The 25,887-nt window shown below is 59.9% G+C and carries 18 protein-coding genes; 9 read left to right on the forward strand and 9 right to left on the reverse strand.

Features of this window, described 5'->3' with window-relative positions; all coding sequences use genetic code 11:
• The first annotated feature begins 2 nt into the window (after positions 1–2).
• From OZ428_RS17135 to OZ428_RS17150, 4 genes are all read left to right on the forward strand, one after another.
• Entirely contained in the window at positions 3–1,625 is a 1,623-nt protein-coding gene (locus OZ428_RS17135; RefSeq protein WP_269130615.1) for an ArnT family glycosyltransferase, read from the forward strand.
• A gap of 173 nt (positions 1,626–1,798) precedes the next feature.
• Positions 1,799–2,509, forward strand: coding sequence for an HPP family protein (locus OZ428_RS17140; RefSeq protein ID WP_269130616.1), 711 nt, complete (start codon positions 1,799–1,801; stop codon positions 2,507–2,509).
• A 140-nt stretch (positions 2,510–2,649) separates the two neighbouring features.
• Positions 2,650–3,753 carry an enoyl-CoA hydratase/isomerase family protein gene (locus OZ428_RS17145; RefSeq protein WP_269130617.1) on the forward strand — a complete coding sequence of 368 codons (1,104 nt, stop codon included), beginning with the start codon at positions 2,650–2,652 and terminating at the stop codon, positions 3,751–3,753.
• Positions 3,754–3,756: 3 nt separating this feature from the next.
• Entirely contained in the window at positions 3,757–4,908 is a 1,152-nt protein-coding gene (locus OZ428_RS17150) for an acyl-CoA dehydrogenase family protein (RefSeq protein ID WP_177049602.1), read from the forward strand.
• 112 nt (positions 4,909–5,020) lie between these two features.
• Here OZ428_RS17150 and OZ428_RS17155 read toward each other — a convergent pair whose 3' ends face one another.
• Genes OZ428_RS17155 through OZ428_RS17170 form a run of 4 tightly spaced genes read right to left on the reverse strand, consistent with a single transcriptional unit; the run spans position 5,021 to position 8,907 of the window.
• Positions 5,021–5,794 carry an enoyl-CoA hydratase gene (locus tag OZ428_RS17155; RefSeq protein WP_269130618.1) on the reverse strand — a complete coding sequence of 258 codons (774 nt, stop codon included), beginning with the start codon at positions 5,792–5,794 and terminating at the stop codon, positions 5,021–5,023.
• A gap of 11 nt (positions 5,795–5,805) precedes the next feature.
• Entirely contained in the window at positions 5,806–6,933 is a 1,128-nt protein-coding gene (locus tag OZ428_RS17160; protein WP_269130619.1) for an acyl-CoA dehydrogenase, read from the reverse strand.
• Between the two features lie 9 nt (positions 6,934–6,942).
• Complete coding sequence (locus OZ428_RS17165; protein WP_269130620.1) at positions 6,943–8,127, reverse strand: acetyl-CoA C-acyltransferase; 1,185 nt, start codon at positions 8,125–8,127, stop codon at positions 6,943–6,945.
• A 12-nt stretch (positions 8,128–8,139) separates the two neighbouring features.
• Positions 8,140–8,907, reverse strand: a complete 768-nt coding sequence (locus OZ428_RS17170; RefSeq protein ID WP_177062050.1) for an SDR family NAD(P)-dependent oxidoreductase — start codon at positions 8,905–8,907, stop codon at positions 8,140–8,142.
• Positions 8,908–9,107: 200 nt separating this feature from the next.
• Between OZ428_RS17170 and OZ428_RS17175 the strand changes: the two genes are divergently transcribed.
• The 5 genes from OZ428_RS17175 to OZ428_RS17195 all read left to right on the forward strand — a co-directional run bounded on the left by OZ428_RS17175 (position 9,108) and on the right by OZ428_RS17195 (position 19,230).
• Positions 9,108–10,001, forward strand: coding sequence for a bestrophin family protein (locus OZ428_RS17175; protein ID WP_269130621.1), 894 nt, complete (start codon positions 9,108–9,110; stop codon positions 9,999–10,001).
• A 70-nt stretch (positions 10,002–10,071) separates the two neighbouring features.
• Positions 10,072–11,130 carry a tetratricopeptide repeat protein gene (locus OZ428_RS17180; RefSeq protein ID WP_269130622.1) on the forward strand — a complete coding sequence of 353 codons (1,059 nt, stop codon included), beginning with the start codon at positions 10,072–10,074 and terminating at the stop codon, positions 11,128–11,130.
• Between the two features lie 144 nt (positions 11,131–11,274).
• A complete protein-coding gene (locus OZ428_RS17185; RefSeq protein ID WP_269130623.1) occupies positions 11,275–12,774 on the forward strand; it encodes an ATPase domain-containing protein in 1,500 nt (499 codons plus the stop codon).
• On the forward strand, positions 12,774–14,444 hold the full coding sequence (locus OZ428_RS17190) for an ATP-binding protein (RefSeq protein ID WP_269130624.1): 1,671 nt from the start codon (positions 12,774–12,776) through the stop codon (positions 14,442–14,444). The genes OZ428_RS17185 and OZ428_RS17190 overlap by 1 nt, the downstream gene beginning before the upstream one ends.
• A 103-nt stretch (positions 14,445–14,547) precedes the next feature.
• The gene (locus tag OZ428_RS17195; protein WP_269130625.1) at positions 14,548–19,230 is read left to right on the forward strand and encodes a hypothetical protein; all 4,683 of its coding nucleotides are present in this window, start codon (positions 14,548–14,550) and stop codon (positions 19,228–19,230) included.
• Positions 19,231–19,266: 36 nt separating this feature from the next.
• On the opposite strand, the gene OZ428_RS17200 is transcribed toward OZ428_RS17195, so the two are convergent.
• The 5 genes from OZ428_RS17200 to OZ428_RS17220 form a co-directional block, all read right to left on the reverse strand.
• Positions 19,267–19,644, reverse strand: coding sequence for a response regulator (locus OZ428_RS17200; protein WP_003217591.1), 378 nt, complete (start codon positions 19,642–19,644; stop codon positions 19,267–19,269).
• A 78-nt stretch (positions 19,645–19,722) separates the two neighbouring features.
• On the reverse strand, positions 19,723–20,916 hold the full coding sequence (locus tag OZ428_RS17205) for a hybrid sensor histidine kinase/response regulator (RefSeq protein ID WP_269130626.1): 1,194 nt from the start codon (positions 20,914–20,916) through the stop codon (positions 19,723–19,725).
• Positions 20,910–21,515: a chemotaxis protein CheB gene (locus OZ428_RS17210; RefSeq protein ID WP_033902898.1), complete on the reverse strand. Its 606-nt coding sequence runs from the start codon at positions 21,513–21,515 to the stop codon at positions 20,910–20,912. The genes OZ428_RS17205 and OZ428_RS17210 overlap by 7 nt, the downstream gene beginning before the upstream one ends.
• On the reverse strand, positions 21,512–22,342 hold the full coding sequence (locus tag OZ428_RS17215; RefSeq protein WP_012724198.1) for a CheR family methyltransferase: 831 nt from the start codon (positions 22,340–22,342) through the stop codon (positions 21,512–21,514). Before OZ428_RS17215 ends, OZ428_RS17210 begins: the two co-directional genes overlap by 4 nt.
• Positions 22,343–25,840 carry a response regulator gene (locus OZ428_RS17220; protein ID WP_269130627.1) on the reverse strand — a complete coding sequence of 1,166 codons (3,498 nt, stop codon included), beginning with the start codon at positions 25,838–25,840 and terminating at the stop codon, positions 22,343–22,345.
• Positions 25,841–25,887: the final 47 nt, after the last annotated feature.

The raw sequence follows: 25,887 nt of genomic DNA on the forward strand, positions 1-25,887 counted from the left end.
ACGTGAACAAAGATCGACCGCCCCTGTTAACCCCAACGATCCGCCGCCAATCCCTCGGTTTGGGATTGCTGGCGTTGTTGCTGTTCATCGCCGGCAGTTGGCACCAGGCGATTATCGGCTTCGATTCCCGCTTCGTGCTGTTCGCCCAGGAGATGCTGCGCCATGGACCGGGATTCTTCCCGACCACCTACGGCCAGCCTTATGCGGATTACCTGGCCACGTCGACGCTGCTGACGTGGTTGTTGTCCTTGCCGCTGGGCCAGGTCACCAGCCTTACAGCCTGGTTGCCAACGGCGATGGCCTCGGCGGTGATCGTTACCCTGGTGTATCGCCTGACCGCGCCCTACTCCCAGCGTTGGGGCTTGCTGAGCATTGCGATCCTGTTGCTGAGCAGCACCTTCATCAGCGAAACCCGCGCGGTGTCCCTCGACCAGATGTTGGCCGCCATCGCCTTGGCGGTGTTTTACCTAGGGTATGCCCACGATCACTTTGGCGCCGGTAAACGCCTGCATTGGCTGTACCTGCTGCTGATTATCGGCTTTGCCGTGCGCGGGCCGATCGGCTTGGTCATTCCCACGGGCGTGTTGTGCAGCTATTACCTGATCAACCGCCAATGGCGGCAACTGTTCAGCTTCGGCTTGCTTGCGCTGGCGTTGTTGGTGGCCTGTGTCGGCCTGCTGTTGCTGATGGCCAAGCTGAGTGGCGGCGAGCCGTTCATGCAGGACGTGATCCGCATGCAATTCCTCGGGCGCATGGACGGCAGCGAAGGTTCCAGCGGCGTGCTGTATTACTTCACCAGTTCCCTGGGCAACTATGCCCTGGCGTATCCGATGGCTGTGCTGGTGCTGTTGGCCATGCTGATCAGCGGGCGCCGGGCGCCTGGGCCGGCGTTGCAGTTGGTGTGGTACTGCGCGGCCGCCGGGTTGCTGGTGATGCTGGGCTTGTCGATTCCCCAGGCGAAGAAGGCGCGCTATGTGCTGCCGATGCTGCCCATGGCGGCGATGATTGCGGCGTATCCGTTCCAGGTTGCACATGGGCGATTGTTTGCCGGGTTGCGCGGATTGATGCTGGGTATCTGGACGTTGTTGCCGACACTGTTGATCGCCGGGTTGCTGTTCGCACGGCCGCGCTATCCGGAACAGTTGAGCCATCTGGGCTGGGTATTCGGTGTGCTGGGTGGGTTGCAAGTCGTGGCACTGCTGGCGCTGCTCAAGACACAACTGCGTACGGTCGGACCGGCGTTTGCGGCGGTACTGGCCGTATGGACCACCTACATTATGGTGGTCGAACCGCTGGAGCGCAGTGTCTACGACACCCGCACCTTTACTTTGCAAGTGCATGAACAGGTGATGCAGCAAAAGGCACCGGTGGTGTTGCACGGCTTGGGCAAAGACGCCAAGGCCATCAAGTACATGGTCAACCTCGATTGCGACCAGGTGCCGTTGTTCACTCAGCAGGCGGCCGACCTCAAGCCCCTCCAGGGGCCCGCGTGGCTGGTGATGAGCGAGGCGGATTATGAAGGCTTGACGGACCCACGCTTGCGTTCCATCACGCCGACCTTGGCCGGCGAGTTTGATCGCAACCCTTACGTGCTGCTGCATCTGGAAAAAAGCCCACAACCCTGAGGATCAACTTCATTTTTTTTGCACTCAACCTTCATTAATATGCATTGGCGCCCTGTTCTCCGGGGCGGCACACTGCATGCGTTCCTTCCCCCAAATGTTGGAACTTTCAAAGGGCTTTTCCGGGCAACCAGACAAGTCTTTTTTTTTGCCCGCTGTTTATGGATCCACTTTCAATGCTCGCTCGCTGGTTCCCCGCTGCTATCAACACCCGCCCCACCGAATGGAGCCGTGCCGCCATCGGCATGGCCCTGGGCACACTGTTCAGTGTCTGGCTGTGCTCACAAGTGTTTGGGATGGAGGTGGCGCTGCACCTGCTGGGCCCGCTCGGGGCTTCGGCGGTGCTGTTGTTCGCTGTTTCGTCCGGCGCCCTGGCGCAACCCTGGTCAATTATCGGCAGCTACCTGTGTGCGGGTGTCGTGGCGCTGCTGGTGGCTCGCGTCCTGGGCCCTTCATTGGGAGGTGCCTGCCTGGCGGCGGGAATGACCGTGGTGCTGATGTGCTGGCTGCGCTGCCTGCATCCGCCGGCCGGCGGCTTGGCCATGACGCTGGTATTGGCCGACCCCGCCTCCGCCGCCCTCGGTTGGTATGAGTTGGGCGCGGTCTTGCTCGGGGCTGGCGCGCTGCTGGCCTGTGCGCTGGCTTACAACAACGCCACTCGCACGCGGTATCCCAAAGGCGCCGCTGAAGCACCAACGTTTCCCTTGAATAACTCTGATGCCGCTCAAAACCCCGCCATTACTGCCGCCGATTTGAAGCTGGCGCTGGCCGACATGGAGCAGTTCTACGATGTGGAGCCCACGGAGCTGGAACAATTGATCCACGCCGCAGAAACCCACGCGCGACGCCGCAGCATTGGTGAAGTCCTGGCCAGCCGGGTGCCTTGAGCCCATCGTACCCCCCTGCATAAATGCAAAAACGACCTGCAGGATTCACGGTTGTACTGGGGAAATTTGCACTGGTACGATCACAAGAAGGTTCGTCCGCGAACATCTTGATAAAGAACAATAAAAGCAGGGAGTTATCGATGACTGCTCAGGTTTCATCCGAGGCAAGCCACGCAGAAACACTTCAGGACGAAGTCCTCGCCGAGGTCCGTAACCATATCGGCCACCTCACCCTCAATCGCCCCGCTGGCTTGAACGCCATTACCCTGAACATGGTGCGCAGCCTGACGTCCCAACTGCAGGCCTGGGCCGATGACCCGCAAGTGTACGCCGTGGTCCTGCGCGGCGCCGGCGAAAAGGCCTTCTGTGCCGGAGGCGATATCCGTTCGCTGTACGACAGCTTCAAGAACGGCGATACGCTGCATCAGGACTTTTTCGTCGAGGAATACGCACTGGATCTGGCCATCCACCATTACCGCAAACCGGTACTGGCACTCATGGATGGATTTGTCCTGGGCGGCGGCATGGGCCTGGTGCAAGGCGCTGACTTGCGCGTGGTCACCGAGCGCAGCCGCCTGGCGATGCCGGAAGTGGCCATCGGTTACTTCCCTGATGTGGGCGGCAGTTACTTCCTGCCGCGCATTCCGGGTGAGCTGGGGATTTACCTGGGCGTCACCGGGGTGCAGATCCGCGCAGCCGACGCGCTCTACTGCGGTTTGGCGGATTGGTATCTGGAAAGCACCAAGCTGGCCGATCTGGACCAGAAGCTTGACCGCCTTCAGTGGCACGACTCGCCGCTCAAGGACCTGCAAGGCGTGCTCGCCAAGCTGGCCGTGCAGCAACTCCCCGACGCACCGCTGGCCGCCTTGCGCACGGCCATCGACCATTTCTTCGCGCTGCCGGATGTCCCGAGCATCGTCGAGCAGCTACAGCAAGTCACCGTCGGCGACAGCCACGAATGGGCACTGACCACCGCCAACCTGATGCAGACGCGCTCTCCCCTGGCCATGGCCGTCACCCTCGAAATGCTACGCCGTGGTCGCCGCCTGCCCCTTGAGCAATGTTTTGCCCTGGAATTGCACCTGGACCGCCAATGGTTCGAACGTGGCGACCTGATCGAAGGCGTGCGCGCCCTGATCATCGACAAGGACAAAGCCCCGCGCTGGAACCCACCCACCCTGCATGGTCTGGCCCTCAGCCATGTAGAAAGCTTCTTTCATCACTTCGAGAAGGTTGCGAATTAAGCCATGCAAGACATTGAATACACTGAAGAACAAGTGATGATTCGCGACATGGCGCGCGACTTTGCCCGTGGCGAAATCGCGCCCTACGCCCAAGCGTGGGAAAAAGCGGGCTGGATCGACGATGCCCTGGTCGCCAAGATGGGCGAACTCGGCCTGCTGGGCATGGTGGTGCCGGAAGAATGGGGCGGCACCTATGTCGATTACGTCGCCTACGCCCTCGCCGTGGAGGAGATTTCTGCCGGCGACGGCGCCACGGGCGCGCTGATGAGCATCCATAATTCAGTGGGTTGCGGGCCGATCCTCAACTACGGCACAGAAGCGCAAAAGCAGACATGGTTGGCGGACCTCGCCAGCGGCCAGGCGATTGGCTGCTTCTGCCTCACCGAACCCCAAGCGGGTTCCGAAGCCCACAACCTGCGCACCCGCGCCGAGCTGCGCGATGGCCAGTGGGTGATCACCGGCGCCAAGCAATTCGTCAGCAACGGCAAGCGCGCCAAACTGGCGATCGTGTTTGCCGTGACCGACCCAGAACTGGGCAAAAAAGGCCTCTCGGCGTTTCTGGTGCCCACCGCAACACCGGGCTTCGTGGTGGACCGCACCGAACACAAGATGGGCATCCGCGCGTCCGACACCTGCGCCGTCACCCTCAACCAATGCACAGTGCCCGAGGCCAACCTGTTGGGTGAGCGCGGAAAAGGCCTGGCGATTGCCCTCTCCAACCTGGAAGGTGGACGCATCGGCATTGCCGCCCAGGCGCTGGGCATCGCCCGTGCCGCGTTTGAGGCAGCATTGGCGTATGCGCGTGATCGCGTGCAGTTCAACAAGGCGATCATCGAACACCAGAGTGTGGCCAACTTGCTGGCCGACATGCAGACCCAACTGAATGCCGCGCGCTTGTTGATCCTGCATGCCGCGCGACTGCGCAGTGCCGGCAAACCGTGTTTGTCGGAAGCTTCCCAGGCCAAGCTGTTTGCCTCGGAAATGGCCGAGAAAGTCTGCTCGTCAGCGATGCAGATTCATGGTGGGTACGGCTATCTGGAGGATTATCCGGTGGAGCGTTACTACCGGGATGCACGGATCACGCAGATTTATGAGGGGACCAGCGAGATTCAGCGGATGGTGATTGCTCGCGAACTGAAAAATTATCAGCTGTAACTGACACGCTACACAACAAAGGTGGGAGCTGGCTTGCCTGCGATAGCAGCACCGCCGAGGTGCCTGCATCGCAGGCAAGCCAGCTCCCACACAAGCCAGCTCCTACATGCGCTTACTTGTCTTTAAACTCCGGCGCACGCTTGGCCACAAACGCCGCCATGCCTTCCTTCTGATCCTGCGTCGCAAACGCCGCATGGAACACCCGGCGCTCAAAACGTACGCCTTCCGACAGGCTCACTTCAAACGCACGGTTCACGCTTTCCTTGACCATCATGCTGATCGGCACCGACTTGCCGGCGATCAGGGTGGCGACTTTCAGTGCTTCTTCCAGCAGTTCATCGGCGGGCACGATCCGCGCGACAATCCCGCAGCGCTCCGCTTCTACGGCGTCGATAAAACGCCCGGTCAGGCACATTTCCATGGCCTTGGCCTTGCCCACGGCGCGGGTCAGGCGCTGGGTGCCGCCCATACCCGGCAGTACGCCGAGATTGATTTCCGGCTGGCCGAACTTGGCGCTGTCGCCGGCCAGGATGAAGTCGCACATCAGCGCCAGCTCACAGCCGCCACCGAGGGCGAAGCCATTCACGGCGGCGATGATCGGCTTGCGGCGGTTGGCCACGCGGTCACTGTCGCTGAACAGGTCATCAAGGTAGATCTGCGGGTAGGTCAGCTCGGCCATTTCCTTGATGTCGGCACCGGCGGCGAAGGCTTTCTTGGAGCCCGTCAGCACAATGCAGCCGATTTCCGGGTTGGCTTCCAGGCCATCCAGCGCCTGGTTCAATTCGCTGACCAGTTGCGCATTGAGGGCGTTCAAGGCTTGTGGGCGATTGAGGGTAATCAGCCCGACGCGGCCTTGGACGTCGAGCAAAATGGTTTCGTAACTCATGTATCGGCTCCTTAGAGATTGCGTGAGATGACCATGCGCTGGATATCGCTGGTGCCTTCGTAAATCTGGCAGACCCGCACGTCGCGGTAGATCCGCTCCAGGGGGAAGTCGCTCAGGTAACCGTAACCGCCCAGGGTTTGCAAGGCGGCCGAACAGACTTTCTCGGCCATTTCCGAGGCGAACAGCTTGGCCATCGAGGCTTCTACCAAGGCTGGCTTGCCGCTGTCACGCAGCGCAGCCGCGTAATGCACCATCTGCCGGGCGACCGCGATTTGCGTGGCCATGTCCGCCAGGCGGAAGGCCACGGCCTGATGTTCAATGATCGGCTTGCCGAAGCTTTCACGCTCGCGGGCATAGTCGCGGGCCGCTTCAAAGGCGGCGCGGGCCATGCCCACCGCTTGCGAGGCGATGCCCACGCGGCCGCCTTCGAGGTTGGCCAAGGCAATCTTGTAGCCTTCGCCCTCCTCCCCGAGACGGTTGGCGACCGGCACCTTCACGTCTTCAAACAGAATCTGGCACGTATCCGACGCATGCTGGCCGAGCTTGTCTTCGACCCGCGCCACGCTGTAGCCCGGCGAATCGGTCGGTACGATGAATGCGCTGATCCCGCGCTTACCCGCCGCAGGGTCGGTCACCGCAAATACAATCACCACCCCGGCGTTCTGCCCGGAGGTGATGAACTGCTTGCAGCCATTGAGTACGTAATGATCACCGTCCAGGCGCGCGCAGGTTTTCAGGCTGCTGGCGTCGGAACCGGCCTGGGGTTCGGTCAGCGCGAAGGCGCCGAGCATGGCGCCGCTGGCCAGGGGTTTGAGGAACTGTTCTTTTTGCTGATCGTTGCCGAACGTGAGGATCGGCACGCAGCCTACCGAGTTGTGCACGCTCATGATGGTGGAGCAGGCGCCGTCACCGGCGGCGATTTCTTCCAGGGCCATGGCGTAGGCCAGGTAGCCGGTGTCGCAACCGCCCCACTGTTCCGGCACCAGCATGCCGAAGAAGCCCAGCTCGGCCATTTCACCAATGGCTTCCTTGGGAAAGCGATGCTCGCGGTCCCATTCGGCGGCAAAGGGTTTCAGGCGCTCCTGGGCAAATTGCCGGGCGGCGTCGCTGATTTGCAGTTGTTCGTCATTGGGCAGCATGGTCAGTCCTTAGTACAGGCATTCAACAGCCATGGCCGTGGCTTCACCACCGCCGATACAGATGGCGGCGACGCCACGCTTGAGGCCGTTCTGGCGCAGGGCCGACAGCAGCGTCACCAGGATCCGCGCACCGGACGCACCGATCGGGTGGCCCAGGGCACAGGCGCCGCCGTGGATATTGACCTTGCCGTGGGGGATTTCCAGCTTGCTCATGGTCACCAGGCTGACCACGGCAAAGGCTTCGTTGATCTCGAACAGATCCACTTCATCCAGGTTCCAACCGGTCTTGGTCATCAGCTTGCGGATAGCGCCCACCGGCGCCACCGGGAACAACCCCGGTTCATCGGCAAACGCCGCATGCCCATGAATCACGGCCAAGGGCTTGAGACCACGCTTCTCAGCCTCGGACTGACGCATCAGCAGCAAGGCCGCCGCGCCATCGGAAATCGAACTGGAGTTGGCCGCCGTCACCGTTCCGCCTTCACGGAACGCCGGTTTCAGGCTGCTGATCTTGTCCAGCTTGGCCTTGGGCGGTTGTTCGTCATGCAGGATGGTTTTCTGTTCTTTGCCCACGGTGACCTGTACCGGGACAATCTCGGCGGCAAAATGGCCGTGGGAGATCGCTTCCTGCGCGCGGGTCAGGGACGCGATGGCGAACGCGTCCTGGGCCTCGCGGGTAAAACCGTTGTGCAGGGCGCAGTCCTCGGCAAAGGTGCCCATCAGGCGGCCTTTGTCGTAGGCATCCTCCAATCCGTCGAGGAACATGTGGTCCAGCACCTTGCCGTGGCCCATGCGGTAGCCGCTGCGGGCGCGGTCGAGCAGGTACGGCGCGTTGGACATGCTTTCCATGCCACCGGCAATCACCACGTCGACGCTGCCGGCCAGCAGCGAATCATGGGCCAGGATCGCGGCTTCCATGCCTGAGCCGCACATTTTGTTGAGGGTGGTGCAACGCGTGGCCTTATCCAGCCCCGCGCCCAGGGCAGCCTGGCGTGCTGGCGCCTGGCCGAGCCCTGCGGGGAGTACGCAGCCGAACAACACTTCATCCACGGCATCGGTGGCGATACCGGCACGTTCGACGGCCGCACGAATCGCGGCGGAACCCAACTGCGGCGCAGTCAGGCCCTTGAGGTCGCCCTGGAAGCCACCCATGGGCGTGCGCACGGCGCTGACAATCACGATGGGATCGGTCATGGAAAATCCTCCTTATTTGGCTGCCATACGCAAGGCACCGTCAAGACGGATCACCTCGCCATTGAGCATGCTGTTTTCAATGATGTGCCGAACCAGCGCGGCGTATTCGGCGGGTTTGCCCAGGCGTGGCGGGAATGGCACGCCGGCCGCCAGGGAATCACGGACTTCCGGGGTCATGCCGGCCATCATCGGCGTCTCGAAAATGCCGGGCGCGATGGTCATGACGCGGATGCCGAAGCGCGCCAGCTCGCGTGCGGCCGGCAGGGTGAGGCTGGCGATGGCGCCCTTGGACGCAGAATACGCCGCCTGGCCGATCTGCCCGTCAAAGGCGGCGACGGAGGCGGTATTGATGATCACACCGCGCTCGCCGTCGGCATTCGCCTCGGTTTCGGCAATGGCGGCGGCCGCCAGGCGCAGCAGGTTGAAGCTGCCGATCAGGTTGACGTTGATCACCTGGGCAAAGCTGGCCAGGCCGTGGGGGCCGTTCTTGCCGAGGATTTTCTCGCCACGGACTACCCCGGCGCAGTTCACCAGCCCATGCAACCCGCCAAACGCAGCAACGGTGGCCTGCACGGCGGCTTCGGCGGCCGCTTCCTGGCTGATGTCCGCCACGGCGCTGCGGGCATTCTCGCCCAGCTGCTGGGCCTTGGCGGCCACGGCTTCGGCGTTGAGGTCTACCAGCATCACCTTGGCGCCTGCCGCTACAAGCATTTCAGCGGTGGCCGCACCCAGGCCAGAAGCGCCGCCGCTGACCAGGAAGATCTTGTTTTCAATCTGCATTGTTATTCTCTTTAACAGTCCGAATCGTCGAAATAGTCGCCCCAGAGCGCCACTGCGGCAATGGTCAAAGCCCTCAACCTGCCTGACTGGTTTGGCCAGTCATCGACCGCGCCGATCAGCCGGTCAGCCCAAGCGATTGGACGGGCACACTGCAGGCTTCTACTCTGATGGGCTGCGCCACCCAAGAAGCCCGCCCCTGAATGATAGTCCGACCCAAACCCAACCTCCTGGGCATCCTGTTTTCCCTCAAGGGCTCGATTGCCAAGCGCATCGCCCTGCGCAGTTTGCTGGTCACGCTGCTGGCCTCGGTGATCGTGCTGGTGGAAACCCTGCACCCGGCGTACTTTTCCAAGGTCAATGCCACGCCGTTCACCTTGCTCGGCCTGTCGTTGTCGATCTTCATGAGTTTTCGCAACAACGCCTGCTACGACCGCTGGTGGGAGGGCCGCAAGCTACTGGGGCAGATGATCATCGACGTGCGCTCGTTGATTCGCGAAACCCAGGTGCTGCGCGATCCCGCCGAGCGGGCGGGCTTGCTGCGCAGCCTGTGTGGCTTTGCCCATGGCCTGGTCGCCCGGCTGCGTCATGAAGATGAAGCCCTGGCCATCAAGCCGTGGAGTCAGGTCCAGGCCAGCCACCCCAACTTGCCCGATAACGTGCTGCAACAGATCGGCGCGCGGTTTTCCGTATTAGCCGAACAAGGCGTGATCAGCGAATGGCGCTACACCCAACTGGAGGCGCGTCTGGTCAGCCTCAGTCAGGTGCAGGCGTCCTGCGAGCGGATCAAGAGCACGCCGCTGCCCTTCCCCTATACCTTATTGCTGCATCGCACCATTTACCTGTTCTGTATCCTGCTACCGTTTGCCATGGCCGAGCCGCTGGGCTGGCTGACGCCGGTGTTTACCGCCATTGTCAGCTACACGTTTTTCGGCCTCGATGAAATCGGTGATGACCTGGAAGACCCGTTCGGCTTTGACGAAAACGACCTGCCTTGCAATGCCCTCCTGCGCACCCTGGAGCGCGAAGTGTTGGCGGCCCTCGGTGAAACCGACCTGCCGCCGCCCCTGGAGCCGGTGGAATACGTGCTGACCTGATGCGGGTTTGACACCTGCCGTGGTCTGACCGAAGCTGACGGCTTTGCTGCCCACGCTTTCGGACGCCTGCATGTCAAAGTCACGCCGTTACTCCATCGTCGGCCTGTGCGCCCTGCTGTTGATTGTGCTGATCACTTGGTATTTCTCTCGCTCCACCCCGGTGGCTGTAGCGCCCGCCATCGCCCATGGTTACTCCAAGGCCCTGAAACAGGCGCGTAACGGCGAACCCGGCGCAGCCCGCGTGTTGTACCAGCAACTGGGCCGGCCGGACCTGTCGCCCGAACGTCGCGCTGCGTTGCATGCTGAATTACCCAACTACCCCAGCCCCCAAGCGCTGAAGCTGGCAGACAAAGACCTGGCCAGCGAGTCGCCCCTGGTGCGCGAAGCCGCCATCCACAGCATTGTCGGCCTGGTGCCCACCGGTCAACGCACGCTGTTGCTCGGGCCGGTACTGGACGATCCCGAGCAGGACGTGCGGTTTGCCGCCGCCAATGCCTTGCTTGGCCTGTCGCCCGATACGTTGGGCTTGTACTTCGGGCCCTTGCAGCAGGTCCTCGATGAGTTCGTGAAGAAACTCAAGGCCCAGCCCGAATCGGCCGAAGGCTGGATTCAACTGGCGCGCCTGTACATCCACAGCGCCCTGTTGCCGGAGGCGCAAAATGCCCTGGAACAAGCCATGCGCCTGCAACCGGACAATCTGCAAGCGGTGGTGGCGCAGATTGAATTGCTGGATAAGCAGGGCAAGACGGAAGAGTCCCGCCAGTTGCTGGCGCGCCAATTGGCCGCGCACCCTGAGTCAGCCTACCTGCAACATGCCTTGGGCATGTGGTTGTTGCACCACGGCGAGCGGCCGTACGCGCTGCTCGGCCTGTCCAAGGCGGTGGAGCTGGAACCGGACAATCAGGATTACCGCTACGACCTCGCCACCACGCTGCATGCCCAGCAAGAGCTGGAAGCCGCCCAGCGCCAACTGGAGGAAATCATTCAACGCCACCCCGCCAATCGCAAGGCACGGGTGCTGCTGATCAATTACTGGAAGGAAAGCGGTCAGTTGCAGAACGTCCAGGTCCTGCTTGCGCAGCTTGAGCAACAGAACCCGGATGATCCGGCGTTGCAACAAGGTCTGTAGATTCAGACTAAAAACTTGTAAACCCAAGCCAGCGTTGTACAAATTTTACGAAACGTTGAACCGCCAATGGCCACTACGGTCAAGTAAATATGGCGCGCCAACACCGGTGCGCCCCTCTATTTGAACGTGACCTGAGGGCACTCCTTGTCTACATCCAACGAGCTGTTCAGTGAAAAGGCGGCCACCGGCATCGAAGGTCTGGATGACATTCTTTCCGGCGGGCTATCGCGCAGCCATCTGTTCCTGCTGGAAGGTGAACCAGGCACCGGTAAAACCACCGTCGCCCTGCATTTTCTGCAGGCGGGCGCGAAAAACGGCGAGACTTCGTTGTACATCACTCTGTCCGAGACCGAACGTGAACTGCGCCAAGGCGCCAAGTCCCACGGCTGGGATCTGGATGACAATATCCATATTTTCGAACTGACCCCACCGGAAAGCCTGCTCAACGCTGAGCATCAGCAAAGCCTGCTGTATTCCTCCGACCTGGAGCTTGGCGAAGCCACGCGGCAGATCTTCGAGGTGGTTGAGCGGGTCAAGCCGACTCGCGTGGTCGTCGACAGCCTCTCCGAAATCCGCCTGCTGGCGCAGAGCTCTTTGCGTTATCGCCGGCAGATCCTGGCGATCAAACATTACTTTGTGCGTTATGACGCCACCGTACTGCTGCTGGATGACCTGACCACCGAATCCTTGGACAAGACCGTGCACAGCGTCGCCCATGGGGTGATCCGCCTGGAAGAACTGACCCCCAACTACGGTGCCGAACGTCGCCGGGTACGGGTGGTGAAGTACCGCGGGCAAAAATACCGTGGCGGCTTCCATGATTTCACCATCATGCAAGGTGGCGTGCATGTGTTCCCGCGCCTGGTCGCGGCCGAACACCGTGGCGGTTACAACCGCGAGACCCTCACCAGCGGCATCCGCGAGCTGGATTCGTTGTTGGGCGGTGGTATCGAGACCGGCTCCAGCAGCCTGATCCTCGGCCCGGCCGGTACGGGCAAGTCGCTGATCTCGATGATTTTCGCCGCCGCCGCCGTGGCCCGTGGCGAAAAGGCCGCGCTGTTTATTTTCGATGAAGAGCTGGGCCTGTTGTTCGAGCGCATGAAGAACATGGGCATCGACCTGGCGGCCTTGCAAGCCACCGGCAACCTGCTGATCGAGCAAGTGGATGCCGCTGAACTGTCGCCCGGCGAGTTCTCCCACCGTGTACGCCGGTGCGTGGACGACCGGGGCATCAAGACCGTGGTGATCGACAGCATCAACGGCTACCAGGCCGCCATGCCGGAAGAGAATGCACTGATCCTGCACATGCACGAACTGCTGCTGTACCTCAACCGCCGTGGTGCCGCCACCTTCATGACCGTCGCCCAGCATGGTTTGGTCGGAGACATGCAGGCGCCGGTCGACATCACTTACTTGGCCGACACGGTGATTCTGCTACGTTACTTCGAGGCCATCGGTGAAGTGCGTCGCGCCATCTCGATTATCAAGAAACGTACCGGCTCCCATGAGTCGACGATTCGTGAGTACCGCATCGGCAGCCGTGGCATGACTGTCGGCGAGCCGTTGAACAACTTCCAGGGGGTCCTGCGCGGCATTCCCACCTACATGGGCGCCGGTTCTCCCCTGCTCAAGGATTTGGGCTAGTGTTGGCACTTACCCCCATCTCCGAGCGTGCAATCATCCTTGCGCCCATGGGCCGTGACGGCTCGCTGGCGCTGATGATGCTCAATGAAGCCGGCTACAACGGCATCGTCGCCAGCGACCTGGTCATGCTGTGCGAGGCGCTGGAGGAAGGTTGCGGCCTGCTGATCATTGCTGCCGAAGCCCTGCGCGGTTTTGACCTGGATCCGTTGCTGGAGCATCTGCATCAACAACCGGCCTGGTCGGATTTGCCTATTGTCTTGATGACCCACCACGGCGGCAGCGAACAGAACGGTTCATCCCAGTTCAGCGGCTTGCTGGGCAACGTGACGTTCCTGGAGCGTCCGTTCCACCCGGTGACGCTGATCAGCCTGGTCAGCACCGCCCTGCGCGGGCGTCGTCGGCAATACGAAGCCCGCGACCGGCTGATCGACCTGAGTGAAAGCGAACTGCGCCTGCAACGCACCCTGGAAACCCTGGAACAACAGGTCGAAGAACGCACGGCGCAACTGCGCCACAACGAAGATGCCCTGCGCCAGTCCCAGAAGATGGAAGCGGTCGGCCAGTTGACCGGCGGCATCGCCCATGACTTCAACAACATGCTCACCGGCATCATCGGCAGCCTGGAGCTACTGCGAAGGCGTGTGTCCCGTGGCAAATTGGACGACCTAGACAGCCTGATCGACCTCGGTGTGACCTCAGCCAACCGCGCTGCGGGCCTTACTCACCGCTTGCTGGCGTTCTCCCGCCGGCAATCCCTCGATTCAAAACCCGTTGAGATCAACCAACTGGTGACCTCGATGGGCGAATTGCTGCAACGCAGCATCAACGAGAGCATCGCCCTGGACATGCGCCTCACCGGTCAGCTGTGGACCGCCGAGGCCGATCCCAACCAATTGGAAAGCGCCCTGCTCAACCTGGTAATCAATGCCCGCGACGCCATGCCCAACGGCGGCAGCCTCACCGTGGAAACCACCAACCGCCACCTCGACAGCGTCTTCACGGCCGCCTATGGCACCTTGAAACCCGGTGACTACGTTGAACTGAGCGTCAGTGACACCGGCTGCGGCATTCCGGAAAGTGTGATGGGGCGCGTGTTCGATCCGTTCTTCACCACCAAGCCGATTGGCCAGGGCACGGGCCTGGGGTTGTCGATGATCTACGGGTTCGCCCGCCAGTCCCATGGTCACGTCACCATTCACAGTGAAGTCGGCAAAGGCACGACAGTCAGCCTGTTTCTGCCTCGATTCATTGGGGAAGTCGTGGCCGATGTGGCGACCGATGCAGCGCTGCTACCCTTCGCCAATGCCGGAGAAACGGTCCTGATCGTCGAAGACGACCCTGCTGTGCGTGTGCTCGTCAGCGCAGTGCTTAAAGAGTTGGGCTATGGGTTTGTGGAAGCGGGTGATGCTGATACAGCCGTGCCGATTATCGAGTCGGCCCAGCGCATCGACCTGCTGATCAGCGATGTTGGCCTGCCCGGCATGAACGGCCGCCAACTGGCGGAAATCGGTCGGCAGATCCGGCCAGAGCTCAAGGTATTGTTCATCACCGGTTATGCCGAGCATGCGGCGGTGCGGGGTGGGTTTCTCGATCCAGGCATGCAACTGATCACCAAGCCGTTCACGTTCGATTTGTTGACGGCGAAAGTTCGGGAAATGATCCAGCAATAAAGCGTGATATGCCTGGCAACAGCTACACACATTAGGATTGGAATCGTTGTTGTGGTTATGAATACAAACACTCTGGTATTCATACATCCCGACGAGCGAACCTATGACCGTTGCCGGCCCTATCGATACAGCGCCCCGCCACCTGCCATTGACCCAATTTCAGCAACGCCCCCTCACCCAAGCGCCCCCTGCTTCCAGTAGCCAATCCATAGAATCTCCCCCTTCTCAAGAAAACACCCGCAGCCAAGGCGATCTGGAGCTGTCAAAACACTACGGAATAACGCTGGCCAAGTCCTTGGATGATCATGCTTTGGACGGTCAGGTGTCGCCCATTCCAGCCCACTCGACGTTCGGTCAATGGTGGGCGCAGTTGAGACGTGCGTTCCAGGCGCCCGATATCACGCAATGGATGAATGAGCGCGGCATTGACCCGGACTCATTGGAAATCAACCCAGGCACGGGACAAGTCATGTTCCGGCTCAAACGCCTCCTGGACCCGCGGCAAGTCATACACACTGTAGGACAGGACGATGCGCAGTGGGCGGCCGCGAGCCGCCACCTCATGATGGCCGCACGCGTTATTGCTGCCGGTTCGTATTTTGCGACATTCAAGCCGCCTCAGGCCAAGACCAGCAACATTGCACCGATGGCACTGATCGGTCATTTCTACAGAGAACGCAATGTTTCGCCTCTCCCAACACCCCAGGAGCGTGTCGCGGACTTTGCGGCCGGGAAAGGCTTTCCTGTGATCAACGATCCAGCGTTCGCAGAGCTGCGCGCCCAGCGCGACGAAGACACCTTGGCACAGCAAAAAGCCTTGCTGGGTAACGTGCACACCCGACGCAATGTCGCTGAAACATTGAAGACATTGCTCGCGGGACTGCAGTCGGGCACGGCTGAGATCTCGACCTATCTGACGGACTACCATGCATCGGTCCATCCCGACAGTGATTCTGAATATGCGGGCACTACACCCAGTCTCAGACAGGTGTTTGCAAGTAATGGCTGGGATATTCCAACCGATCACGCCCAGTTGGAAAATATTGTAAAGGCATTGATAACGCCACCCCCCGTACGTCCCGAGCATGACAACTACGCGGGTGCGCTCGACTGGCCGCTGCCCGCAGACAACCTCACACGACTGGAACTCATGGCAGACCTGCGTCAGGGGGCCTTTGGCGATATCGACATTTCGCCATTCGCCAACGTGCTTGAATACCTGCTGGATAAGGCAGTCATCACGCCTGAGGCGCTCAGCAATCCGCGTCAGTTGCTCGATCGCCTGATCAACTCGCCAAAAGGCCGTGCGCTGGGTCAAGCGATTCAAGCCCGGTTTAATAACAGGTCCGTCAGCGGCAGTGCGAATGATTGGTTGCTGGCGGCCATGAGCGCCGATCCACAGCACGCGCAGCAAGGCGATAAACGCAATATCGCGGGTTTTTTGCTTACAGATGCCAGAAATGGTGCGTACACGGCCTCAGAGATTGTGCTGACACTGACTGATCACTTGCTTGACACCGGCAGGTCCTCTTCCTACGAAAAAGCTCAGCTTTTGGCACACCTGCTGTTGTCCTCTCAGGCCCCGGAGTTGCTGGTCAAGGGGATCCCCGATGCGGTGAAGTTCGGTACCCATAGCTGGGTCAGTTTCGCTACCGCAGTTTCACGCATCGAGGCGAGCGCGCCGGGGGCTACGGCGGCTATGACGTATGCGCAAGTAATGCTCGCCGCCGACATCGCGCCGATCAGCCTTGAGCAGCGCCAGGTCGAGTACCAGGCGCAACAACAGGCGCTGAAGGATTGGGCGGTCGTCAACGGGATGGAGTTTCCTGCGTCCGATGAGTCCATGCTGACGGTGCGCCAGGCATTTGATCAACACATCAGCGAATTGAGTGCGGCGTCTGCCGCCCATTCGAGGGTAATGCCCGATGTGAAGCAAAAAGGATTGCAGGAACTGGCCAAGGCCTTTCCTGATATGGCGCCCGGGCTCTTTGAGAAAAAATGCATCGAGTTGAAACGTCAGCACCTGGATTTCCCCGGCCCCTACTCGTTGCTTGATCTGTATATGCACGACGGCGCGCAGGGGACGCCGGGTTTTTATGATGGGATTACGCGGGACACGGCCGACAGCGCAAACCAGTGGATCTCCACGTCAACCGATGTCGATCTCGACACAATACTGCCCGTTCTGATCGATCTTCCGCATTTGAAAAACGACTTCAGAGTCGCCTTCCCCCTTTACGCCGACGGCATCAACAAGAGCGTGGCGACCCAAGTCAAACAGCTCGTATCGACACAGAGCCTGGAACACCGACGCAATTTCGAGTTTGGCAAGATCACGTTGGCCAAACAAGTCATCACCGAGCATGATCACTTCAGCCGCAGCGTCGTGAAAAGCAGGACGACCGTGTCTGAGGGCCATAGCCTGCTGGTGAGGACCGAACGCGAGGGTAAGGTCAATATCTACGAAATAGATATCAAGCAGAACAAAATCCTCCACCGCGATGACTTGGGAGACTTTGATGTCTCGCAGCAAGAGGGATCTGTGACGTACCGGGAGGTTGTGCCCTCAGGCACCTATGACAGCGGCATAGCCGATGAAACCAAAGGTGCATCGGGCATACCCAATAGCTTCAGCAGTGACCGCACCTCCTACATTGCTGCTGCGATGATGAAAGAGGTGAATATTGAGGGTCTCAAGGCAGCCGCCCTAGGGCTGACCACATTCGACACTGAAGTGCCCTTTTACAAGACCGCCACGGAGTTCATGCTGAATTTGATTCCATTGAGGTCCGCGATCAAAAACTTCAGTGAGGGTAACTACGGTGAAGGCATTATCGACCTGACCATGGATGCTTTCGGCTTCATGCTTGGATTGGGTGCCGCAGCCAAAGGCGCCAAGGCCCTCCAGCTGGGTGCCTCTGTCGCCAGCAAAATCGCCCGAGGAGCAAAAATTGTCGGGCGCGCAGCGATCAGTACGCTCAATCCTCTGGACGGTTTGGGTAATCTGGCGGTTCGATCAGCCAAGGCCGGAGCAAACGGCTCCGTCTATTCCTACCGTTGGCTACGCGGCAGTATCGACAGCTATGACCTGCTCAAGGCCAGCAAACGCTTCGACGCCAGTGCCATCGGGACATTCAAGCTGCAAGGTACCGTTGTTGAAGGGCCCGCCGTGCTCAGCGGCGGTAAATGGCACGCTTTCGATACGGCCAACGGACAGGCGTTTGGCAAGTCGCTGGATGACTTCGTGCCCAGTGCACGACTGGAAACGAACCGTTTGGGAGGCTGGGAGACGACGAGGGATGTCAGCAAGCTCGATGACAATGTTGTAAACACTTGGAAAAAAGCTGTTCGTAAGCACCGGGAAGGTAACGAGAGGGACGCATTTGAAAATGGCTACAGCTCTGGAACCCTGGCAAGTGTACCCGGGCTATCAAAGTCCTCAAAAATTGCGGACCTGATCAAGTTGGGCGGTAACCAAAACCTGACCGCCCTTCAGGCAGGTGTCTTGATGCGCAGATACGACGATCTCGCCTACGCGTTCGGTCATCGTGGTGTGGCCCGTTTCATCGACAATATAGAACCGCGCTTCGGCAGCGTGACGCCCATGCCGCAAGTGGTTTACTTCAGCCAGACATCCCAACTGTCCGAAGGACAATGCGCGGCATTGGCGCGCACATTCGCGAGCGCTATGGCCGAGGGCAAGGATCATCTGTTGATCAAGAACATGTACACCGCAGCGGCTTTTCCCACAGACCCCGCTTCCCGACGGTTCATGGAATCGCTGCGCAAGCTTCAGGTCCAGGTAGGTGGCGAAACGGCCTTCCACGCCGGCAAAGTCCCTCGCTTGGAGACCTATCAAGAGATGGTAAAGGGATTGGCCGATTCCGCGGTTTCAAAGTCGGTGATGATTGACTCTCCGGGCCACGCAATGGCCGCCGGCGTCAAAATCGAGGGTGATGTCAAAAGCTTTTACTTTTATGACCCCAACCACGGTGTCGCAACGTTTTCGAGCGCGGCGGACATGGAAGGAGGCCTTAAAAAGCTGTTTCACGATAAAAAAATGAATGTGCAGTATAAAACCCACGCCAACGATTCAAACACACTGAAGTTCAAGGTATTTGACCATGACGATGAGTGGCAACAGAAAAACAGTGTGTTCGGTCCGGAGTTCAAAAAACTGTACGAGGCGCAAATTATTCCGTCCGCCGCGCCGCGTCCTCTCAGCCACCAACAATTGAAGATGAACTGGGAGAAACTGCATGCAGACCCGGACAATCATGCGCTGAACTGTTATCAAGCGTCCCTGCGTGTCGGGCAGGCTGAAAAGACGCTCTCTCCCAAAGTATTCGATGCCGTTACAGACGCAACGACCGGCAGTGACGGCATTAATTATTCAACCCGCTACCTTGAGCTCATGGAGGTCAAACCAGGCAACTTGAAAGATACATTCAACCCGGTCGAGATTACCGAGTCTGGGTTTCTTAATTTCAAGCACTCCACGCCAAATGGCCAGTTTGGTCACACTGTTTACGTCCAGAAAACCAGTAGCAATGAGTTGATGCTGTTCAATACGAACAACCTGGACCTGGATGCGGCAATGGTGAGGAATGGCAACCCGCCCCAACTCAGTGGCGCAATGACGGTTTACAACCTTGGCAATGGCAAACACAAAGGCTTGCAGAACTTCATCGACGGATTTAATGGAAATGCAGGTTGGCAGTTCGCCTTTACCCCGGCCAGCGTGCTCAATGCCAATGTCAACAAACTAAAGCCATCAACCCTTTGAAAACAGCGGCGTCGCAACGGAAAGACGCCGCCTCTTTCAAGCCAACAACCGCTGGATATGCTCTTGCAGCGTATCCAGATCAAACGGCTTGGCCAGGATCGGTGCATTGCGCGTGATCGGGCTGTTGCAGTCGAGGATTTCCTGCGGGTAACCGCTGATGAAGATCACTTTCAGCTCAGGGCGCAATTTGATCGCCGGCTCGGCGATCTGCACCCCGGAAATCCCGCCGGGCAGGCGGTAATCGGTGACCATCAGGTCCAGGTGCGGCTTGGTCGCGAGGATTTCGAAGGCCTGCTCCCCATCAATCGCCTTCAACACCCGATAGCCCAGGCCGGCCAGGTATTCACCCAGCACAAACATAATGGATTCGTCGTCCTCGACGATCAGAACGACATCTTGTGCATCTTCACTCATGGGAAGCCTTAGTCCGGTCAATTGCTGCAATTACGACCATGGGGTCACGCAGAGGTTGCGTCGAGGTGACGATTGAATTCATGCCGAGGCCTGCAACGGCAGGCATACCCGGAACAAGGCGCCCTCGCCTATCTGGCTCTCGACTTCGATAGTGCCACCATGGGCCGCAACGATCTGCTCGGAAATGAACAGCCCGAGGCCCAGGCCCGCCGCCACTTGGCTGGCGGAGACGCGCTCGAATTGCTGGAAAATACGCTTCTGGTTCTCTTCGCTGATGCCGATCCCATGGTCGCGCACTTCCACCCGCGCCTCGCCATGCTCGCTGTACACACGCACTTTTACCGGACTTTTGGCCCCGTAACGCAGTGCATTGGTCAGCAGGTTGGTCACCACTTGCTCGATACGGAATTCGTCCCAGTTGCCTTCCACCGGGCCGTCGGCGGCCAGTGTCATGGACGAATCCGCCGCAGCCACTTGAGGCGCAAAGTTTTCCACCAGGTTGCTCACCAACTGCGTCAGGTCGAAGCGCGCCGGACGTATCGACAGTTTGCCGGTGCGGATGCGCGAGACATCAAGCATGTCTTCGATCAGGCGGATCAGGCTCTGGATCTGGCGCTCATCGCGGTCGACCATGGCGTGCATCTTGTCCAGGGTGAACGCGGCGGCGTTGTCACGGGCCAGGTGCATCTTGCGCAGTTGGGTCTCCAGGATCAGGCCGTTAAGGGGCGTACGCACTTCGTGGGCGACGATCGACATGAAGTCGTCCCGCATGCGCACCGCCTGCTCCAACTCGGCCTGGGTGGCCTGCAGGCGCGTCAGCAGCAGTTCCTGCTCGCGCCGGCTGCGCTCCAGGGCTTCGACCTGTTGTTTCATGGCTTTGCTTTGGCGGAACAGGTCGACGAACACGTTGACCTTGCTTTTCACCGCATGGATATCCAACGGCTTGTGCAGGAAATCCACGGCGCCGCTTTCATAGCCCTTGAAGGCGTAATTGAGCTCGCGGCCGGCGGCGCTGACGAACACAATCGGGATGTTCTTGGTCTTTTCGCCACCGCGCATCAATTCGGCCAGCTCGAAACCATTCATGCCGGGCATCTGTACATCGAGAATCGCCATGGCGAACTCATGCTCCAGCAACAGGGACAAGGCTTCGTCGGCGCTCAATGCCTTGAACACCTGGCGGTCCTCGCGCTTGATCAGCGCTTCAAGGGCCAGCAGGTTTTCCGGCAGATCGTCGACGATCAGCAGTTTGGCCTGGACAGTACTTAACATGGGGAATATTCCAGGGAAGCCAGCAATGAGCCAATGTGGCTCAGCGTCAGAATGTGGTCGGGTGTGTGCAGCGCCAAGGCTGCGCGGGGCATGACGGCAACGCGTGCTTCTGTGGGCTCTTGCACCACAGTGGTTCCACCGTGTTGCTTGACGTGGGCCAGGCCGCGCGCGCCGTCATGGTTGGCGCCGGTCAACAGAATGGCCAGCAGGCCCGTGCCATAGGCATCGGCGGCGGACTCGAAGAGGAAATCAATCGCCGGCCGCGAATGGTGCACACGGTCTTCCTGGCTCAAGGACAGGCTGCGGTCATGCTCCACCGACAGGTGATAGCCAGGGCCGGCAAAATACAGGGTGCCCGGCTTGATCACTTCCTTGTCACGGGCCTCCACCACGGGCATGGCGACGCGGCGGTCGAAGACTTCGGCCAATTGGCTGCGACGCTCATCCGGCAAGTGCAGTACGGTGATGATCGGCAAGCCGAAATCGGCAGGCAGCTCGGCAAATATCGTCAGCAACGCCTCCACGCCACCGGCGGAGGCGCCGATGACGATCGCTTCTATGCCCCGGACCGATGCCGGGCTGGCAGCCGCTTGATTCATAGTTTGCGGTAGATCCGTTCCTGTTTGACCAAGGGTTCGAACTGTTTGCCGTAGGCGGAGAAATCCAGGGTTTCCTTGCTGCCCAGCACCAGGAAGCCGCGATGGCACAGCGACTCATGGAACAATCCGAACGCGCGATCCTGCAATTTTTTATTGAAATAAATCAGCACGTTACGACAAGAAATTAATTGAGTCTCTGAGAATACACTGTCGGTCGCCAAGCTGTGATCGGCAAAGGTGACATTCTCTCGCAGCGTTTTATCGAAGATCGCGTAATCGTAAGCCGCGGTGTAGTAGTCGGCAAATGAACGTTGCCCACCGGCCTGCTGATAGTTGGCGGTGTAGGCACGTACGTTCTCCAGGGAAAAGATGCCCTGCTTGGCCTTGTCCAGCGACGCCGGGTTGATGTCGGTGGCGTAGATGATCGTACGCTCCAGCAAACCCTCCTCGCGCAGCAGGATCGCCATGGAGTACACCTCCTCCCCCGTGCTACAGCCGGCGATCCAGATTTTGATCGACGGATAGGTCTTGAGCAGCGGCACCACTTCCTGGCGGATTGCCAGAAAATGCGACGGGTCGCGAAACATCTCACTCACTGGAATCGTCAAGAACTGCAGCAACTGCATGAACGCCGCCGGGTCATGCAGCACACGCTCCTGCAAGGCGGAGATGGTCGCGCAGTCGAACTGGCGCAAGGCATGGGCCACGCGCCGCTTCACCGACGCCCCGGAGTAATCCCGGAAGTCGTAGCTGTACTTGAGGTAAATCGCCTCGATCAACAGGCGCAGCTCAATATCGCTGCTTTTTTCCAAAAAACTTCGCTCCACTTAAATGCGTTCCATCTTTGGCAACCAGACGCGAATCAGTGAGAACAGACGGTCAAGATCGATCGGCTTGGCCAGGTAATCATTGGAGCCCGCTGCCAGGCAGCGTTCCTGATCGTCCTTCATGGCCTTGGCCGTCACCGCAATGATCGGCAGCTTCTTCCAACGCGGGTCCTGGCGGATCAAGGCAGTGGCCTCGTAACCGTCCATTTCCGGCATCATCACGTCCATCAACACCAGGTCGATATCGTCGACTTCATTGAGTTTGTCGATGGCTTCACGGCCGTTACGCCCGATCACCACCACGGCGCCTTTGTGCTCCAGGGCGCTGGTCAGGGCGAAGATGTTGCGTACATCGTCGTCCACCAGCAGGATTTTACGCCCCTCGAAGACCTTGTCGCGGCTGCGCGCGGTCTTGAGCATCTTCTGGCGGTCATGGGACAGCTGGGATTCGACTTTGTGCAGAAAGAGTGTGACTTCATCCAGCAGGCGCTCTGGCGAGCGGGCGCCCTTGATGATGATCGAGCGCGAATACTTGCGCAGCTCGGCCTCTTCATCGCGGGTCAGGTTGCGCCCGGTGTAGACGATCACCGGCGGGAACGAGCAGATATCTTCAGTCGCCATGCGCTTGAGCAGCTCGTTGCCGAGCATGTCCGGCAGCTTGAGGTCGATGATCATGCAGTCGTAGATATTCGTGCGCAGCAGGTCCAAGGCGGCCTGGGCGTAGCCGACGTCGGTGATCTCGATGTCATCGTCGCCGATCAGGCGGGCAATGCTGTCGCGCTGCAGGTCATCGTCTTCCACCAGCAGCACGCGCTTGACCTTCTGGGTCAGCTTGGCTTCCAGGCGCGCAAACACGTCCTTGAGTTCTTCGCGGGTGGTCGGTTTGACGGCATAACCAATGGCGCCCATGTGCATGGCCGCTTCGACGCGGTCTTCCACGGAAATCACATGCACCGGGATATGCCGGGTGTTGGCGTGTTCTTTCAGGCGTTGCAGCACCGTCAGCCCGGAATGGTCCGGCAGGCGCATGTCCAGCAGGATCGCGTCGGGGACGTATTCTTCGGCCAGGCTGTAGCCTTCGTCCGCGCCGTGGGCCACCAGGCAGTTGTAGCCCAGCTCGTGGGCCAGGTCGAAGAGGATGCGGGCGAAGTTGGGCTCGTCTTCCACTACCAGGATGCAGCGCGTGGTGAAGGGTGCCTTGTCGCGGTCGTCGGCAAAGCGCGGGATCTGCTGGGTGTCGGCCACCGGCAATGGCGACACCTTCACGGGCGTCGGCGCAGGCGCCACCACAACTTGGCGCGGTTGCTCAATGGGGGCAGCGTCTTCTTCGCGCTCGACATACTGTTCCGGCAGGACCAGCGTGAAAATACTGCCTTTGCCTGGCTCGCTGGTCACGCTGATATAGCCTCCCAGCAGGGTCGCCAGGTCGCGGGAAATCGACAGGCCGAGGCCCGTGCCGCCGTAGCGACGGTTGGTGGTGCCATCCGCCTGGCGGAAGGCTTCGAAGATGCTTTCCTGCTGGTCCGGCGCGATACCAATGCCGGAATCGCGCACGGTAAAGGCAATGCCCTCCCCCGGTGCACGGGACACCGACAGGCTGACGTCGCCCTGTTCGGTGAACTTGACCGCGTTGGACAACAAGTTCTTGAGGATCTGCTCCAGGCGCTGGCGATCGGTGAACAGCATGCCCGGCGCGCCTTCCTGCACTTCCACCTGGAAGCCCAGCTTGCGATCGGCCGCCAGTGGTTCGAACATGCCGCGCAGGCCATCGACCAGGCGTGCCACGCTGGAGTTTTCCGGACGCATTTCCAGCTTGCCGGCCTCGACCTTGGAAATATCCAGGATGTCGTTGATCAGGTTGAGCAGGTCATTGCCGGCGGAATAGATCGACTCGGCAAACTTGACCTGTTCGGCGCTGAGGTTTTCCTGGGGGTTCTCCGCCAGCAATTTGGCCAGGATCAGCGAGCTGTTCAGCGGTGTGCGCAGCTCGTGGGACATGTTGGCGAGGAATTCGGACTTGTACTTGCTGGAACGTTGCAACTCGTCGGCACGGTCTTCCAGTTCGAGCTGCGCCTGGCTGAGTTCAGCGTTCTTGCGGTCCATGGCGTCGCGTTGCTGGGCCAGGGTTTCGGTCTGTTCGGCCAACTGCTCGTTGGTCTGCTCCAGCTCGGCCTGTTGGGTTTCCAGGTGGGCCTGGGATTCCTTGAGGATGCGCGACTGTTCTTCGAGTTCTTCGTTGGCGGTCTTGAGTTCTTCTTGCTGCACTTGCAGCTCTTCGTTGAGCTGCTGAGTCTCGGCCAGCACTTCCTGCAGGCGCTGGCGATAACGGGCGGCTTCGATGGATGTGCCGATATTCCCGGCGATCAGCTCCAGCAGCTCGACGTCACGTTCTTCCAGAGGACGCAGGAAGCCCAGTTCGATCACACCGTTGACGCGGTCATCGTCACTGGTCGGCATCACCAGCACGCTGCGGGTCGAACCTTCGCCCAGGCCGGAGCTGACCTTGAAGTAGTCCACCGGCACATCGTCCAGGCGAATCAGGCGATCCAGCTGGGCTGCTTGCCCAACGATGCCCTCGTCGCTGTAGATCGACTGTTCCTTCTGCTCCTGCTCGCGGGAGAAACCATAAGTGGCGACACGTTTGAGCCCGCCGTGCTCTTCACGCACGTACAGCGCGGCGACGGCTGAGCCCATGTACTGGGCAAAGAATTGCAGGATGTTGCGGCCCAGCATGTTCAGCGTGAGCTGGCCGAGCACTTGTTCCGCCAGTTCAGTCTGGCCGTTACGCAACCAGGCCTGTTGCTCCAGGCGCCGTGCAATCTTCTGCTGTGACGCGAGGTTTGCGCTGTAACTCTCTGATAATGAAATTAAATTCTTACGGCCGATGTATGCCAGAAAACCACTCAGGCCGAGCACAAATGCCAGGTACAGGGTGACGCTGATCACGGTGGTGCGGGTGACTTCCTCATTGCGGGTGATGCGGAACTGCTGTTCCATCGCCACCGCGTCGTCGTATTCCTTGCGGATCTCGTCCGTCAGGCGCTTGCCACGCCCCGCCTTGACTGCGCTGCGGTAGTCACCGCTCTCACGCTGCATATCAATCATCGACTGGGCGTATTTGTTCCACTCGATTTGCAGGGCTTCCAGGCGCTTTAGACGATCCACTTGCTGCGGATTGTCGGCCACCAGCTCCTGCAAATTACGCAAATCGGCAATGATTCGCGGCTTGGCCACTTCGTAAGGGTCGAGGAAATGCTCGTCACCGGTGATCAGGAAACCGCGCATGCCGGTCTCAAGGTCCACCGTCAGCTTGGACGACTCATTGAGGTTATTGATCACCCGGTCGGTGTGTTCGACCCACTGGATCACCGTCAACAGGTAGGTGATCAGGCAGACGAAAAACACCGCACTGAGTACGCCTACACCCAGGGGCAGTGCGACGTTTCGGCTCAGGAGGTTACGAAAGCTCTTTTCATCGACGGACGACGCAGGGGTCATGGGCATGCCTTGGCCAAGTGTGGAAAAACCGGGAGTTTGCCCCAAAG

This window comes from Pseudomonas sp. GXZC (genome assembly GCF_026967615.1).
Lineage (GTDB): Bacteria > Pseudomonadota > Gammaproteobacteria > Pseudomonadales > Pseudomonadaceae > Aquipseudomonas > Aquipseudomonas azotoformans_A.

Excerpts from the sequence above, each read along its gene's own strand:
- OZ428_RS17140 (WP_269130616.1), top strand. The coding sequence starts at position 1,799 with ATGCTCGCTCGCTGGTTCCCCGCTGCTATCAACACCCGCCCCACCGAA.
- OZ428_RS17145 (WP_269130617.1), top strand. The coding sequence starts at position 2,650 with ATGACTGCTCAGGTTTCATCCGAGGCAAGCCACGCAGAAACACTTCAG.
- OZ428_RS17150 (WP_177049602.1), top strand. The coding sequence starts at position 3,757 with ATGCAAGACATTGAATACACTGAAGAACAAGTGATGATTCGCGACATG.
- OZ428_RS17155 (WP_269130618.1), bottom strand. The coding sequence starts at position 5,794 with ATGAGTTACGAAACCATTTTGCTCGACGTCCAAGGCCGCGTCGGGCTG.
- OZ428_RS17160 (WP_269130619.1), bottom strand. The coding sequence starts at position 6,933 with ATGCTGCCCAATGACGAACAACTGCAAATCAGCGACGCCGCCCGGCAA.
- OZ428_RS17165 (WP_269130620.1), bottom strand. The coding sequence starts at position 8,127 with ATGACCGATCCCATCGTGATTGTCAGCGCCGTGCGCACGCCCATGGGT.
- OZ428_RS17170 (WP_177062050.1), bottom strand. The coding sequence starts at position 8,907 with ATGCAGATTGAAAACAAGATCTTCCTGGTCAGCGGCGGCGCTTCTGGC.
- OZ428_RS17175 (WP_269130621.1), top strand. The coding sequence starts at position 9,108 with ATGATAGTCCGACCCAAACCCAACCTCCTGGGCATCCTGTTTTCCCTC.
- OZ428_RS17180 (WP_269130622.1), top strand. The coding sequence starts at position 10,072 with ATGTCAAAGTCACGCCGTTACTCCATCGTCGGCCTGTGCGCCCTGCTG.
- OZ428_RS17195 (WP_269130625.1), top strand. The coding sequence starts at position 14,548 with ATGACCGTTGCCGGCCCTATCGATACAGCGCCCCGCCACCTGCCATTG.
- OZ428_RS17200 (WP_003217591.1), bottom strand. The coding sequence starts at position 19,644 with ATGAGTGAAGATGCACAAGATGTCGTTCTGATCGTCGAGGACGACGAA.
- OZ428_RS17205 (WP_269130626.1), bottom strand. The coding sequence starts at position 20,916 with ATGTTAAGTACTGTCCAGGCCAAACTGCTGATCGTCGACGATCTGCCG.
- OZ428_RS17210 (WP_033902898.1), bottom strand. The coding sequence starts at position 21,515 with ATGAATCAAGCGGCTGCCAGCCCGGCATCGGTCCGGGGCATAGAAGCG.
- OZ428_RS17220 (WP_269130627.1), bottom strand. The coding sequence starts at position 25,840 with ATGACCCCTGCGTCGTCCGTCGATGAAAAGAGCTTTCGTAACCTCCTG.